The sequence below is a fragment of the Mucilaginibacter flavus genome, assembly GCF_030409315.1.
Taxonomy (GTDB): domain Bacteria; phylum Bacteroidota; class Bacteroidia; order Sphingobacteriales; family Sphingobacteriaceae; genus Mucilaginibacter; species Mucilaginibacter flavus.
On the sequence record NZ_JAUFPS010000088.1, the window covers coordinates 1 to 14,786 of the forward strand.

Consider the following 14,786-nt stretch of genomic DNA (forward strand, 5'->3'; position numbering starts at 1 on the left):
CTAAAAGATGTGTACACACAGTAGCCCCTGGGAGGGGTGCGCCGGAAATGAGCGCAAAGACAGGGAGGGGTTTCTACGTGCGACCATCCGTCATGTTAACGAATAGTTCATCAAACCCCTACCTCCTCCTTCCCCCAATGTCATTAAGTTAAGGAAAAACAGACTTAGAAATAATATCGAATAATGAATTTCGAATGTCCAACACCGAAGTGCTTTACTTCATTATTCGATATTGGACATTCAGTGTTCGATATTAAAATCAACATTAAATCCTTAACTTAATGACATTGCCTCCTTCCCCAAGGAAGGAATCGCACATTGCCACACTTTTTTTCTGTTGATCAGCAATTCCTGTATTTTACTTTTAAGAAAACAAAACTTATCTTAAAGAAATATGTTGTAAATAAAAAACAACATATCACTACTACTATGAAAAAGTTAAGTTTAATAGCGATTACGGCCATAGCTGCCTTATCGTTTCAATCATGCGGCGGATCAAAAGACAGCAAGGGAGCTGCCGATAGTGTAAACGCCGTAAAGGATACATCAACCATGGCCGCTAAAGATACCGCCGGTGTTACTGGCGCAAAAGGTATCGCGGTTGATAAAGATGATGCCAAATTTGCTACAGCCGCCGCAAATGCCGGTTTAGCTGAGGTTGCCGCAGGTACATTGGCCAGCGAAAAGGCAACTAATGCTAAAGTAAAAGCTTTCGGTGCTATGATGGTTACCGATCATACCAAAGCCAACGAAGAATTAATGGCTATCGCCAAAACCAAAAACATCACTTTACCAAACGAGCCTGATGCCGATCATCAAAAAATGAAAGCCGATCTGGCTGCAAAATCGGGAGCAGATTTTGATAAGGCTTATGTGGATGCCATGGTTAATGGTCACAAAAAAGTAGAATCACTTTTTGAAGATGCATCAAAAAACTGTAAAGATGCCGATTTGAAAGCTTTTGCTGTTAAAACATTGCCTACCATCAAAAGCCACCTGGCCGAGATCGAAACTATTCAAAAAGGCATGAAATAATTAATGCTGATTTTATAAATGACAGTAAAGGAGGTAATTGTACCTCCTTTCTGTTTTTATACCTATTTTAGGGCTTAACAACGACTGGCCCTTATGAAAAAACTTTTCCTCCTCTTATTTTTCCTCAGCACAACGTTTTTAAATGTTAAAGCCCAAAAGGGAGATGACATTGATGCCAAAACCAAAGGCCTCAGCAAACACACCGGCTATTTCAATTTTTATTGGGATGAAAAGTCCGGTAAGATCTATTTGGAGATTGATAAGTTCGACCAGGAATTTCTGTACGTTAACTCGCTGCCGGCTGGGGTAGGCTCCAATGATCTTGGGCTTGACCGGGGCCAGATTGGCAATAGCCGCATTGTAAAATTTATCAAAAGCGGACCTAAAGTAATGTTGGTGCAACCTAATTACAGCTACCGCGCCATCAGCGATAATCTTGATGAACGTAAATCTGTAGAAGAAGCCTTTGCGCAATCGGCCATATGGGGCACCACGGTTGTTGCGCAGGTGGGTGATAAAGTGCTGGTAGATTTCACGCCTTTTTTGCTTCGAGATAGCCATAAAATAGCCGATAGGTTAAATGATAATGGGCAGGGCAGTTTTGGGTTTGATGAAAGCCGGTCGGCCGTTTATTTACCCAATACCAAAAGTTTTCCCGATAACTCGGAGTTTGAGGCCACCATTACGTTGGCCGGTAAAGGAAAAGGTTATGAGATTAGTTCGGTAACGCCGGATGCTAACGCGGTAACTGTGCGGATGCATCAGTCTTTTATAAAACTGCCCGATGGCAATTACAAGCAGCGCAAGTTTGATCCACGCTCTGGTTTTTACGATGTGGAGTACATGGACTACGCCACGCCGATAGATGAGCCAATTATGAAACGAATGCTTACCCGGCATCGCCTGCAAAAGAAAGACCCAACCGCTGCCATTAGCGAAGCCGTAGACCCTATTGTTTATTATGTTGACCGGGGCGCCCCCGAGCCGGTGCGCAGCGCCTTAATGGAAGGTGCCGGCTGGTGGAACCAGGCTTTTGAGGCGGCTGGTTATAAAAACGCGTTCCAGGTAAAATTGCTGCCTGCGGATGCCGATCCGATGGATATAAGGTATAATATCATTCAGTGGGTACACCGTTCAACGCGTGGCTGGAGCTATGGCGAATCAATCACCGATCCACGTACCGGCGAGATCATTAAAGGCCAGGTTTCTTTAGGCTCGCTTCGCGATAGGCAGGATTTTTTAATTGCCGAAGGCCTGGTACAACCCTATGAAGATGGCAAACCCACCAGCGATAAAATGTTGAAGCTTGCCCTTGCCCGCCTGCGCCAGTTAGCCGCGCACGAGGTTGGGCACACTTTAGGACTACAGCATAACTTTACCGCCAGCGTAAACGGCAGGGCTTCGGTAATGGATTACCCGCCACCGGTGATCAGCCTGAACACCGATGGCACTATCGATCTGAGTAAAGCCTACCGTACCGAAATTGGCGAGTACGATAAACGGGCTATTCTTTATGGTTATCAGGATTTTGCAAACGGCACCAATGAGTACGATGCTTTAAAAGGCATTATCGCCGAAACCATTAAACAAGGCTTTTTATTTATATCTGACGATGACGCCCGACCCGCTGGCAGCGCCCATCCGCAAGCCCACCTTTGGGATAGTGGCAACAACGCTGCCGACGAATTGAACAGGCTGATGGTATTGCGTAAACATGTGTTGGATAATTTTTCTGAAAAGGCCATCCGGCAGGATGCGCCAATGGCCACTTTAGAAGAGGTATTGGTGCCGATGTATTTGCTGCACCGTTTCCAGGCCGAAGCAACCTCCAAAATGTTGGGCGGCCTGTATTATACGTTCGCTTTAAAAAACGACGGACAAACTATCACCCGTTTTGTGCCCCCAGCCGAGCAATGGAAAGCGTTTAATGCCTTGATGGGCACCATTACCCCCGATGCGCTTGCCCTGCCCGAAAAGCTAATCGAAAAAATTCCGCCACGCCCGATTGGTTATCCACGTACAAGGGAAACATTTAAAGCGCACACCGGATTAACGTTTGATCCGATGGCTGCCGCAGAATCTGCCGCAGGCGCGACACTTTCATTTATGCTGCAGCCAGAGCGGGCCGTGCGCCTGGTGGAATATCAATCGAGAGATAACACACAGCCCGGCTTGTTACCCGTGCTTAATAAACTGGTAGCCCAAACCTGGAAAGCCCCGCAACCGGCAGGCTATAAAGGCGAATTGCAAGGTTTAGTAAATAATCTGGTGCTTAAACAAATTCTTACGCTTGCCGCAACAAAAAGCGCACCGGCCAGTGTACGTGGCATCGCATTGCTACAAATAGATGAGCTAAAAAAATGGATGCAAACCTCAGTTGTCAACGTTACAGATAGTCGCAAAGCAAATCTGTTATTTGGTTTAGCCGAGATCAAACAGTTTGAAAATAATCCTGATAAATTTGAACCGGCACCGACATTGAATATGCCCGATGGTTCGCCGATTGGGATGGAGTAGAAGACGATTAGATTTGCGAAGTTTTTAAAACTTCGCAAATCTTAGAAGCTGTTTAAAAACATATAAAAGCCGTCATTGCGAGGTACGAAGCAATCCCCAAGAGGCAGATCGAATATGCAAATCCGCCCTGTACAGTCGGGGATTGCTTCGTACCTACCCATGACAAGTTATGTTTTAAAGTAAGGCGGCCTGTCACCCTGAGCCTGTCGAAGGGTCGTGCGCAGAGGCCTTTGCCCGCGTGCTTCGACAGGCTCAGCATGACCCTATTTTTTTTCTTTTTTTTTGATGTTGTCATTTCCACTTTCAAAGTCTCCGGATTTCACAACTCGCAATGACGTAACGGATATAGTAATTTTATTTATTCGTTTTTAAACAGCTTCTTAAGTTCCGAAACTCCCTAGTATTTAAGTTCGATGACATCGTTAATGAACGGGATGGATGTAATTGGCTTGTTTTGTGTTTCGAACCCGTGCCACACTATTTTCACCTTACTAAACCTCGATACAAAACTACCTTCCACAGCCAAAAGCCGCACTATTTTGTGTTTAGGATCAAAGCGGATTATACGTTTATAATAAGCCCCGTTTTCATAATCATAACTATCGCCGTCATCTTCGTAGTACATAAATTCGGTAGCTTCCTTGCCGTTCCAAACATGCAGCTGTAAAATGCCGTCGCCTTTTTCTGTAGTGCTTTGCACAATGTTTTGCATAGGGATTATTGCGCCCGCTTTTGCAAATACAGGCAGATCTGTTAATGGCGAGGGTACGTTCACAATTTTATCGCCTTTCAACTTTTCGTCGGTACTAAGTCGGTACCAATCGCCTTTGAGCAGGTATACTTCCGTGTTCATTTTATCGCTTTCAACCGGGGCCACCAAAAGGTTATCGCCAAACATAAATTGGTTTTGGAAACGTTCGTAATAAACCTTTTCTTCAAACGGAAATTCAATAGCCAGCGTGCGGCTAATGGGTAAGCCATTTAAGGCAGATTGATAAAAGCCCGAATAAATATAAGGCAGCAGGCGATAACGTTGTTCAATATCTTTTTTGATGATCTGTTCGTTGGCCGCTCCCCATTCCCAGGGCTCGCGCATTTTGCTGCCTTTGATGGCATGATTGCGAAACATGGGGGTATAAACTCCTAATGAGTTCCAGCGAACCATCAGCTCCGGCGTTGGATTGCTGGTAAAGCCTCCGATATCTACACCTGTAAAAGACATACCTGTAATGCCCAGGCTGTTTACCAATCGCTGCCCCAGCAACATATGCTCATCGGTACCCATGTTGTCGCCTGTCCAAACAGCCGAATAGCGCTGTGTGCCGGCATATGCGGCGCGGGTTAGTACAAATGGCCGTTTATTTTTTAAGATGGTCTTAGTGCTGTTATAAGTGGCCCGCGCCATTTGCATGCCGTAAGCATTCCGTACTTCGGGCATATACTTATCGCCAAACTTTACAATCCAGGGCATATTTTGGCCCCATGCTGCCGGTTCGTTCATGTCGTTCCAAAAACCATCAACGCCCACATCCGTTAGTGAGGTAAAAGCCGCGCCCCACCATTCGCGCACATCTTCCCTAAAAAAATCAGGGAAATGACAGCGCCCAGGCCATACGTAACCGGTGTAATTTTCGCCATCGGGATATTTGGCGAAATAATCATTAGCAATGCCTTCGTCATATTGGTGATAGCCTTCTTCAATCTTAATACCGGGGTCAACAATGGTAACCAGGTGAAAATTCATTGCCTTTAACTGGTCCATCATACCCTGAGGATCGGCAAACGTTTTTTTGTTCCAGGTAAAAATTTTAAAGCCTTCCATATAGTCTATATCGCAATACACCACATCGGCCGGAATTTTCTTCTTGCGGAAGGTTTTGGCAATTTTTAAAACTTCTTTGGCGCTCATATAACTCCAGCGGCATTGCTGGTAGCCCAGGCTCCACAGAGGCGGCATTTCCATGCGACCGGTGAGCCAGGTGTAATCCTCAATAATTTTTGCTACGCCCTGCGCGCCAAAAAAATAATAATTCAGGTCGCCGCCATCGGCACCAAACCAGCTCATTTCATCATCGGTAGTGGCACCAAAATCAAAGTAGCTTTTGTGGGTGTTATCTAAAAATAAGCCATAGGTAAGCCCGCTATGTAGCCCTATAAAAAATGGAAATGTTTTGTAAAGCGGATCAGATTTTGGACCATAATCAACCGCGTCGGTATTCCAGTTGGTGTATGATGTACCACGCCGATTCAGGTTGCCCGTTTTTTCGCCCAGGCCAATAAACTTTTCATCAGCATATAGCTTACGATGGGTAATCACCCGTTCGCCCTGCCAGGTGGTGCCAAAGCGCGCATCATCCTCGCTAAGAGGCTTGCCATCGGCAGTAAAGAAGCTAAACCTTAAAGGCGATTTACTGATGCGAAGTTTTAGCGCGGTGGTGTTTATTTTGATAAACTCTGCAGATTCATCCACATCAAAATCGGCCAATGGCTGCCTGATCACCGCGAAAGAGCCATCGGTATCGGCATGCTTTTTACTGATGCTTACGCGGATGATGGTTGGGCTATATATGAATACCTTAGCCTCTGCATGTGCTATCTGTATATTTAGCACACCAGCTTGTTGTTTAAACCCTTGTACGTTCCCTGCTATTACTGTTTCCATTGTAAAAATAGCCCTGTTAATTACCGGGGCACAAAAAAGGAACGCATATAGGTATTGTTGGTTTTTTTTAATGTGAAACAACGGAAGAGCCCATCACAGCCGACGAGCGAAACAAAAGCATCGACGAAGCCCATGTTTTGAACTATAAAAGTATAATCGCTTGATTATTAACATTGATATAGTGGTTTACCGACTGTGATTTACCCTTCGTCTATTCTTATAAGGAGGTGGTCTATCGCATTTTTTTGATCCTGAAAGATGTTGTTGTTTTGGATATTGAAAATAACAAACACATTTAAAAACAACATTTTAAAATAAAAACGATCATGAAAAATTCAATCAAATTATCAGCATTATTCTTGTTATTAAGCGCAGGCATTTTTACTACAACTGCTGTAAACGCCAAACCACATACCACCGAAACTAAAGACGTGATCACCGTATCGTCATTAAAACATGAGCGTGGTGTTGCGGTAATGATTTCAAAAGCCGAAGCCAGCAAATCATATGTAACCATTTTTGACCAGGCAAACAACATCCTGATGGAAGACTTTTTGCCAAGCAAAGTTGATGTTGCCAAAGGTTACGTATTAACCAACCTTGATAACGGCGATTACAAATTCGAGATCAGATCAAACGATGAAGTGGTTACCAAAACCATCCACGTTTATGATGAGTATAATAAAAAAAGGTTCTTTTTTGTTGACTGAGTGCAGTAACCTTATAAAACAAGAAAATCCCGCCATAGCGGGATTTTCTTGTTTTATGATTTTTTCCAGTCATGCCGAACTTGTTTCGGCACCCCACGCGCTAAGTATACATCATGAGGTTTAACTGTCCTGTGGGTTGCTGAAACAAGTTCAGCACGACTTTGAGTTGGGCGTTAATCCCAAAGATTAGCCGGATAAGTTCCGTTCTCTACCAATGCCGAAATGCTTTTTTGAACAATAGGTTTATCTTCCTTATAAGTTACACCAAACCATTTTGAATCGGTTGGGATAACTTTGAATGATGCTGTACCAGATTTGATCAACTCATCGGCAACCAAAGGAATAAAGAACTCCGATTTTGGGTTGTTTTCGTTAGCCTCAACAAATTTGGTAAACATGTCTTCGCTTTGTTTGAACACAGCCGGGGTAAAGCCCCAAAAGTTCATAGATACACGGGTATCGTTTGGTAATGAATGTTCGCCGGTCGCGTCCTTATAAGCTACGCTGCCATCTTCTTTAAAGTAAACTTCGGTGCGCTCGTTAATTTCAATCATGTTACCTTCATCATTTACCTTACAAACACCGCGCGATACCGATCCATAATCAGAAAGTGTGCGGTCAATCTGGTAACCTACCAATGAATAGGTATCATCTGTGATCTCAGTAGTTAAAAACTTAGCCATTTTTTCAAATGAATCGTAACCATAATAGTCGTCGGCATTGATTACACAAAATGGTTCGTTTATTTGGTTACGCGCGGCAAGTACGGCATGCGCTGTACCCCATGGTTTGGCTCGTTCAATGGTTTTATCAATGCCAAAAGGTTTAAGGTCGAAGCTTTGAAAAACGTAGTCGGTTTCAATGCGGCCTTTAAGCTTTGGCTCAAATATAGCTTTAAAGTTTTCGGCAAATTCTTCACGTATAATGAAGCTTACTTTGCCAAAACCTGCTTTTATGGCATCATATATAGAGTAATCAATAATCGTTTCACCGTTTGGGCCAAAGCCGTCAACCTGTTTCATGCTGCCGTAGCGGCTGGCCATTCCGGCGGCCAAAATTAATAATGTTGGTTTCATAAGTATGAGTGGGGTATGTATCTAATATCGTTTTTAATAATGGTGAATAAGCGTTTAGGAATGTAAAATTGTTTTAATCTTTTTATTTATTTGATGTACCTGAAATCCTGACCGGCTTTAATGTTTAGCAAGGTTTCATAAATTAAGCGAATCACGTTATCCACATCATTTTTGTGGATCATTTCAACCGTGGTATGCATGTAGCGTAACGGCAATGAAATAAGTGCCGACGGAACACCATCATTTGAATAAGCAAACGCGTCGGTATCGGTACCTGTTGAGCGTGACGAAGCCTGGCGCTGAAAAGGGATCTCGGCTTTTTGAGCGGTTTCTATCAGCAACTTGTTCAGGTTGTTTTGTACTGCAGGAGCGTATGATACCACCGGACCCCGGCCGCAAGCCAAATCACCCTGCACTATCTTGTTGATCATTGGGGTTTGGGTATCATGCGTAACATCGGTAACAATGGCCACGTTTGGCTTTATTTTGTGGGCTATCATTTCGGCGCCACGCAGGCCAATCTCTTCCTGTACGGCGTTTACAATGTATAAGCCAAACGGCAATTTAATGTTGTTCTCTTTCAACAAACGTGCAACTTCGGCAATCATGAAACCACCTGCCCGGTTATCCAAAGCCCTGCCTACATAGTAGCGATCATTAAGTACCATAAATTCATCCTCATAGGTAATAACACAACCTACGTGGATTCCCAATTTTTCTACCTCTTCTTTTGAAGTGCAGCCGCAATCTAAAAAGATGTTTTTAAGCGTAGGGGCTTCTTCCTTTTCGCCGCCTAAACGGGTGTGGATAGCCGGCCAGCCAAATACTGCTTTTACAATGCCGTTATCGGTATGAATGTTTACCCTTTTTGAAGGCGCTATCTGGTGATCAGATCCGCCGTTACGGATCACGTATATTAAACCATCATTTGTAATGTAGTTTACAAACCATGAAATTTCATCGGCATGGGCCTCTATAACTACCTTATAATCGGCTTTTGGGTTGATGATACCTACAGCGGTGCCGTAGTTATCTACATAGTGGGTATCTATGTAAGGTTTTAAATAATCTAACCACAATTCCTGGCCTTTCCATTCAAAACCGGTAGGCGAAGCGTTATTAATATATTTTTCTAAAAAAGATAGCGAGGTTTCGTTTACAACAGAAATATGCGGTGAGGCATCTGATTTTTTTTTAGCCATGTTATTTGTAGTAACCTATAAGTATGCAATAAAGCAAATATAACAAACCTGTGGAAATGACATTAAAATAACTTGCCATATTTTAAACAAACGAGTGTTTTTATTATTAATTTAATATTTAAGCAACCCTATTTGATGTTTTTTTTAATTATGCATACAATTAAACCTTTTCATTAATTTTTTGTCATTAAATGTACGCTTTACAGTAATCTGTAAATGTGGGTTATTTAGTATAATTTTGATTTTGTTATTTAATTCTTATCAAATCGTGAAGCGGTTCTTTCTTTTTTTTATCCCTGTAATTGTCTGTTTGGCCTCATGTAATGTGGTGCAATATGTAACGGTGCCGGTTAATTACGGCCCCAAAACGGGCTTCAGCCTGGATACATCAACAGTTGTAATAGTTAGCAGGTTTAACCCCGATACTTCATCAAAAGTAAAAGACCCGCGGAGGATTAGCGTTTTAAAAAAGATGGGTGTTACCGCTTTATCAACCGCGGCTAATCAGCTCAAATACTTACCTAAGGTTGGCATCATTAACCTGGTTGATTCGGTAACTTTTATCCCCAATGCCGATTCTGTTAAAGTTTTAGCCAAAAAGTATAAAGCAAATTACGTACTGGAGTTAAATGATGTAAGCGCCGGCGTTTATACCGAAACCAGTTATAACCAGGGTATGGCCTATACTTATTATGCCACTAAAGTTAAAACCCGTTTTTCTTTGCATGAAAGCAATGGTGTTTATTCAAAGAAACTCAGCGGAATGGCCGAAGTGCAGCAGGATGAAGGCTATGGAGGAGGTTTTTCTTCCATGTTTTACCGACCTACTTACCGAAGCACCATCCCCGCACTCAATAGGGCTATAGCGGATGCCACTTTAGATGCTTTCAAAGATTATTTACCATATTCGATAACAAACGATCGCCCGCTTTACGGCGGCGGAGATATGCTGGAATCAAGCGTGAACCATATAAAAGCAGGCAAATTTGACCTGGCCTACAACATCCTTAACCCATTAATAGACGGACCAGATAAAAAACTGGCCAGCAAAGCCGCGTACAACCTGGCTGTAGTTTATGAAGCCCAGGGCGATATTGAAGAAGCCCTTAAAACCGCCAAACTATCAAACGATAAAAACCGCAACGATTTTGCCAACGCGCTGATTGTTGATTTGATGAAGGAATAATTTGGGGTGTGCAGATGATTTTGTCTGAACCGTGATTAAACAGATTCATCAGATTTTTTGGATTTTGATTTGCAGTCAGAAATAAGTGTAGACTTTTTTTCAGGACGAGACAAAAAAAATCTTGTTAATCCTTTAATCCCATAAATCCCGGTTCAGACAAAAGTCTACAAGTTTTTCTCAAATATTTCGTAATCAAATCCACCCTTTGAAAATATCTCGTCGGTGGTGGTGAAGCCCGATTTTTGATAGAAGTCAAGTGCCGATACGCGGGCATTACACCAGATACGCTTGCCTCCGTTTATAATGGTAAACTGGGTGATATAATCAAGTAATTGCCGGCCAATCCCCAATCCTTGCACCGATTCATCTATAGCGAATTTGCGGAACTGGAAATCATCGCCACGCTGAAACAGGGATACCACACCCACAATATAGTTGTCTTTAAAGGCGGCAAAATGCAGTCCGTCGTAATCTTCATCCATTCCCATTTCGCGCACGGTTTGCGCTGGATAAAGCACCTGCTGTCGCAATTTCCAGGTAAGTTCGGGACGGATTTGTTCCACGCTGATTTCGGATTTCGGATGTTCGATTTCGAATTTAGTCATGTTAGATATAGTGCTGTGCTTCCTATTGAAACGAAATAGCGTTCAAATTTATTAAGATTGATATTTATCTACCTTGCAAATCAAAATAAATCCGAAATCGAACATCCGAAATCCCAAATCATAATGGAATATTCCCATGCTTTTTTCTCGGGTTATTCACCACTTTATTTTCAAGCATTTTAAAAGCATGGATAAGTTTTACGCGGGTTTCGGCGGGTTCAATTACCTCGTCAATAAAACCACGTTCGGCGGCGCGATAGGGGTTGGCAAAGGTATCTGAATACAATTGTTCTTTTTCTTTCCATTTGGCTTCCTTGTCTTCGGCGGTGCTGATCTCCCGTTTAAAAATGATTTCGGCAGCGCCTTTGGCGCCCATTACCGCGATTTCGGCACTTGGCCAGGCATAGTTCATGTCGGCACCAATGTGTTTGGAGTTCATTACATCATAAGCTCCGCCGTAGGCTTTGCGGGTAATTACGGTAACGCGTGGCACGGTGGCCTCGCAAAAGGCGTATAATAATTTGGCGCCGTTAGTTATAATGGCGTTCCATTCCTGGTCGGTGCCGGGCAAAAAGCCGGGTACATCTTCAAAAACCAACAGAGGGATATTAAAACTATCGCAAAAACGCACAAAGCGGGCAGCTTTGGTTGAGCTATGGATATCCAACACGCCGGCTAAAAACGCGGGCTGATTGGCAACAATACCAATACTACGCCCGGCAAGTCTTGCGAAGCCAACCACAATGTTTTCGGCAAAATCTTTATGCACTTCCAGGAACGAATCGGCATCAATTACATGGTCAATAATCTCGCGGATATCATAAGGGATCGAAGCGATTTCTGGAAGTATGGTATCCAGTTCAGGCCTAAGTTCGTTTTGTATCTCGTACGCTAATGCCGGTGCCCTGTCCTCGCAGTTCTGCGGCATATAGCTTAACAGCGCTTTAACATTTTGAATGGCCACTATCTCATTGGCGCAGGCAAAATGCGTAACGCCCGATTTGGTTGCATGAGTATTAGCTCCGCCCAGCTCTTCGGACGTAACAACTTCATGAGTAACCGTTTTTACAACATTTGGACCGGTTACAAACATGTAGGAGGTGTTCTCTACCATCAAAATAAAATCGGTGATGGCAGGGGAGTATACCGCGCCGCCCGCGCAGGGGCCCATAATGGCCGAAATTTGAGGTATCACGCCCGACGCCATGGTATTGCGGTAAAAGATATCGGCGTAACCACCTAAAGATACCACGCCTTCCTGGATGCGCGCGCCGCCAGAGTCATTTAAACCCACAACCGGTGCGCCATTCTTAATGGCCAGGTCCATAATTTTGCAGATCTTTTCGGCATGGGTTTCGGATAACGACCCGCCGAAAACGGTAAAATCCTGCGAGAATACATAGACCAGCCTGCCATTTATGGTACCGTAACCTGTTACAACGCCATCGCCTGGATATTTTTCTTTCTCCATCCCAAAATCTGTCGACCGGTGGGCCACAAGCATACCAATTTCCTGGAACGAACCCTCGTCCAATAAAAAATGAAGCCTTTCACGTGCTGTTAATTTGCCTTTTTTATGCTGACTTTCAATGCGTACCGTGCCGCCACCTTCCAGCGCCTTTTGGCGTTTTTGCCTTAATACTCCAAGCTTTTTATCCACAATTCAGGTTGTTTGTAACCTGATAAAAATAGTAATTAAATTGTAAGATAGCCGCAAAACTGATTTCGACTTGATTTAAAAGAATGTTTTTTATCTATATTTGTGACAATGAAGTCGAGGAATTTCAAAACGTTAATAGTTGCATTGTTTATGGGCGTCTTTTTAATAAAGATGGGCATATCACTTGCACCTGCGTTTTTGGCACTTGACTGCAAAGCCGTAAGGGCGGTTATCATGCAATTGGAGCAGGAAACAAAATCTGAAAAAGATACGCCGGATAAGGATACTTTTAAAGAGAAAAAGGTTTTTGACGAGTACTATTTTCACAGCGTGGAGTTTATAACCTTCATCAACGAAAGCAACATACTCCATAACCAGGAACACAGCTTACTCATACAGCTTTACCACCCGGTAGTACCTACCCCGCCTCCCAACGTTTAAATGATTAACCGGATACCAACATATCCGGACTGTAACGCTTTACAATTCATTTAAATTTTCAACCAAACACAATTCTTATGTCAATTAAGCAAGGTGGATTTGCCGTGGGCGATCTTAACCTACAAAAATATTTTTTGCCCAAAAACTTAAAAAGAGACCTTCCCTCCAGTCTTGTAGTATTCCTGGTAGCATTGCCTTTATGCCTTGGTATTGCCCTGGCATCGGGCGCGCCGCTTTTCGCGGGTGTGCTAACCGGTATTATTGGCGGCGTAGTAGTAGGCTCTTTAAGCGGGTCGCAACTCAGCGTGGCCGGTCCGGCGGCTGGTTTAACGGTTATTGTACTGAACGCCATAACCACGCTTGGCTCGTACGAAACCTTCCTGATGGCGCTTGTACTTGCCGGGTTTTTCCAGATAATACTGGGCGTTTTAAAAGCCGGTACTATTGCCAATTACTTCCCATCGTCAGTAATTGAAGGGATGCTGGCGGCTATTGGGATCATTTTAATTATGAAGCAGTTTCCGCACGCTGTTGGTTACGATGCCGATTTTGAAGGCGACGAAGGCTTTAGCCAGGCCGATGAGCATAACAGCTTTTCGGGAATATTAGGCGCTTTGCATAAGGTAAACTATGGTGCTATCATTATTGCAGTGGTTTCATTATTGATAATGATATACTGGCCAAAGTTTAAAAAGATGGCCATGGTGCCCGCCCCGTTATTGGTAGTGGTTGCCGGCGTTATTTTAAGCACTGTGTTTAAAGGAACAGGTTTGGCCTTGCTTACTAAGCAGTTTGTGCATATCCCGATTGTAAATAGCAGCAATGAGTTTTTTGGACTGTTTAAATCGGCCAATTTTAGCACCATTGGCAATAAACAGGTTTGGATCTCGGCTTTCACCATTGCCATAGTGGCAAGTTTAGAAACCTTGTTAAGCCTGGAAGCGGTAGATAAGATAGACCCTATTAAACGCGTATCGCCTACCAACCGCGAATTAGTGGCGCAGGGAATTGGTAACATTACCAGCGGCTTTTTGGGCGGCTTGCCCATGACGGCCGTTATTGTACGATCATCTGCAAACGTAAACTCGGGTGCCCGCACCAAAATGAGCGCCATAGTTCACGGTTTATTGTTGCTGATATCGCTGTTGTTTATACCGGTGCTTATCAACATGATTCCGTTATCATGTTTGGCGGCAATATTACTCATGACAGGTTACAGACTGGCCCGCATAGGTTTGTTTAAACATATGTGGCACCAGGGCCTAAATCAGTTTATACCTTTTGTGGTAACCATCATAGCGGTGGTACTTACCGATCTTTTGATAGGCGTAGGCATCGGTATGCTGGTAGGCATCTTCTATATTTTACGCACCAATTTACGCAATCCCTACTTTTACCAGATAGTGAAAAACGGTGATAAAAAGACCATCAACATCAAGCTGGCCGAGGAGGTTTCCTTTTTAAACAAGGCGGCTATACAGGTTACGTTAACCAGTTTGCCAAGTGGTACCGATGTAGTGATTGATGGCTCAAACTCGCGTTACATTGATCCGGATGTGTTGGAGATCATCCATAATTACAAGCACAATGCTTTTACTAAAGGCATATTGGTGCAATTATTAAACATAAGGGATAAGTACGATGTACCTCCTTTGAAAGAATTAATTTATAACCCTAACTAACAAGAAAATC

Annotated in this window: 11 protein-coding genes; 6 read left to right on the plus strand and 5 right to left on the minus strand. The window is 43.4% G+C overall.

The features are described from left to right. The first annotated feature begins 429 nt into the window (after nt 1–429). The gene (locus tag QWZ17_RS25350; RefSeq protein WP_290308133.1) at nt 430–1,035 is read left to right on the plus strand and encodes a DUF4142 domain-containing protein; all 606 of its coding nucleotides are present in this window, start codon (nt 430–432) and stop codon (nt 1,033–1,035) included. A 93-nt stretch (nt 1,036–1,128) separates the two neighbouring features. Then, nucleotides 1,129–3,552: a zinc-dependent metalloprotease gene (locus tag QWZ17_RS25355; protein WP_290308134.1), complete on the plus strand. Its 2,424-nt coding sequence runs from the start codon at nt 1,129–1,131 to the stop codon at nt 3,550–3,552. Nucleotides 3,553–3,949: 397 nt separating this feature from the next. Here the strand turns inward: QWZ17_RS25355 and QWZ17_RS25360 are convergent, their stop codons facing one another. Continuing rightward, the gene (locus tag QWZ17_RS25360) at nt 3,950–6,214 is read right to left on the minus strand and encodes a glycoside hydrolase family 31 protein (protein ID WP_290308135.1); all 2,265 of its coding nucleotides are present in this window, start codon (nt 6,212–6,214) and stop codon (nt 3,950–3,952) included. 326 nt (nt 6,215–6,540) lie between these two features. On the opposite strand from QWZ17_RS25360, the gene QWZ17_RS25365 reads away from it, so the two are divergent. Then, nucleotides 6,541–6,924 (plus strand): hypothetical protein, encoded by a 384-nt coding sequence (locus QWZ17_RS25365; RefSeq protein WP_290308136.1) that lies wholly within the window; start codon nt 6,541–6,543, stop codon nt 6,922–6,924. 173 nt (nt 6,925–7,097) lie between these two features. On the opposite strand, the gene QWZ17_RS25370 is transcribed toward QWZ17_RS25365, so the two are convergent. Next, entirely contained in the window at nt 7,098–8,000 is a 903-nt protein-coding gene (locus QWZ17_RS25370) for a nucleotidyltransferase family protein (RefSeq protein WP_290308137.1), read from the minus strand. 86 nt (nt 8,001–8,086) lie between these two features. After that, nucleotides 8,087–9,202 carry a M42 family metallopeptidase gene (locus QWZ17_RS25375; RefSeq protein WP_290308138.1) on the minus strand — a complete coding sequence of 372 codons (1,116 nt, stop codon included), beginning with the start codon at nt 9,200–9,202 and terminating at the stop codon, nt 8,087–8,089. Between the two features lie 268 nt (nt 9,203–9,470). Between QWZ17_RS25375 and QWZ17_RS25380 the strand changes: the two genes are divergently transcribed. Further along, nucleotides 9,471–10,388 (plus strand): DUF6340 family protein, encoded by a 918-nt coding sequence (locus QWZ17_RS25380; protein WP_290308139.1) that lies wholly within the window; start codon nt 9,471–9,473, stop codon nt 10,386–10,388. A gap of 164 nt (nt 10,389–10,552) precedes the next feature. On the opposite strand, the gene QWZ17_RS25385 is transcribed toward QWZ17_RS25380, so the two are convergent. Continuing rightward, complete coding sequence (locus QWZ17_RS25385; RefSeq protein WP_290308140.1) at nt 10,553–10,993, minus strand: GNAT family N-acetyltransferase; 441 nt, start codon at nt 10,991–10,993, stop codon at nt 10,553–10,555. A 118-nt stretch (nt 10,994–11,111) separates the two neighbouring features. After that, nucleotides 11,112–12,653, minus strand: a complete 1,542-nt coding sequence (locus QWZ17_RS25390; RefSeq protein WP_290308141.1) for an acyl-CoA carboxylase subunit beta — start codon at nt 12,651–12,653, stop codon at nt 11,112–11,114. A gap of 108 nt (nt 12,654–12,761) precedes the next feature. Here QWZ17_RS25390 and QWZ17_RS25395 point away from each other — a divergent pair, with 108 nt between their 5' ends. Together QWZ17_RS25395 and QWZ17_RS25400 are read left to right on the plus strand one after the other, a co-directional pair. Then, on the plus strand, nt 12,762–13,094 hold the full coding sequence (locus QWZ17_RS25395; RefSeq protein WP_290308142.1) for a hypothetical protein: 333 nt from the start codon (nt 12,762–12,764) through the stop codon (nt 13,092–13,094). 77 nt (nt 13,095–13,171) lie between these two features. Further along, complete coding sequence (locus QWZ17_RS25400; RefSeq protein WP_290308143.1) at nt 13,172–14,776, plus strand: SulP family inorganic anion transporter; 1,605 nt, start codon at nt 13,172–13,174, stop codon at nt 14,774–14,776. Nucleotides 14,777–14,786: the final 10 nt, after the last annotated feature.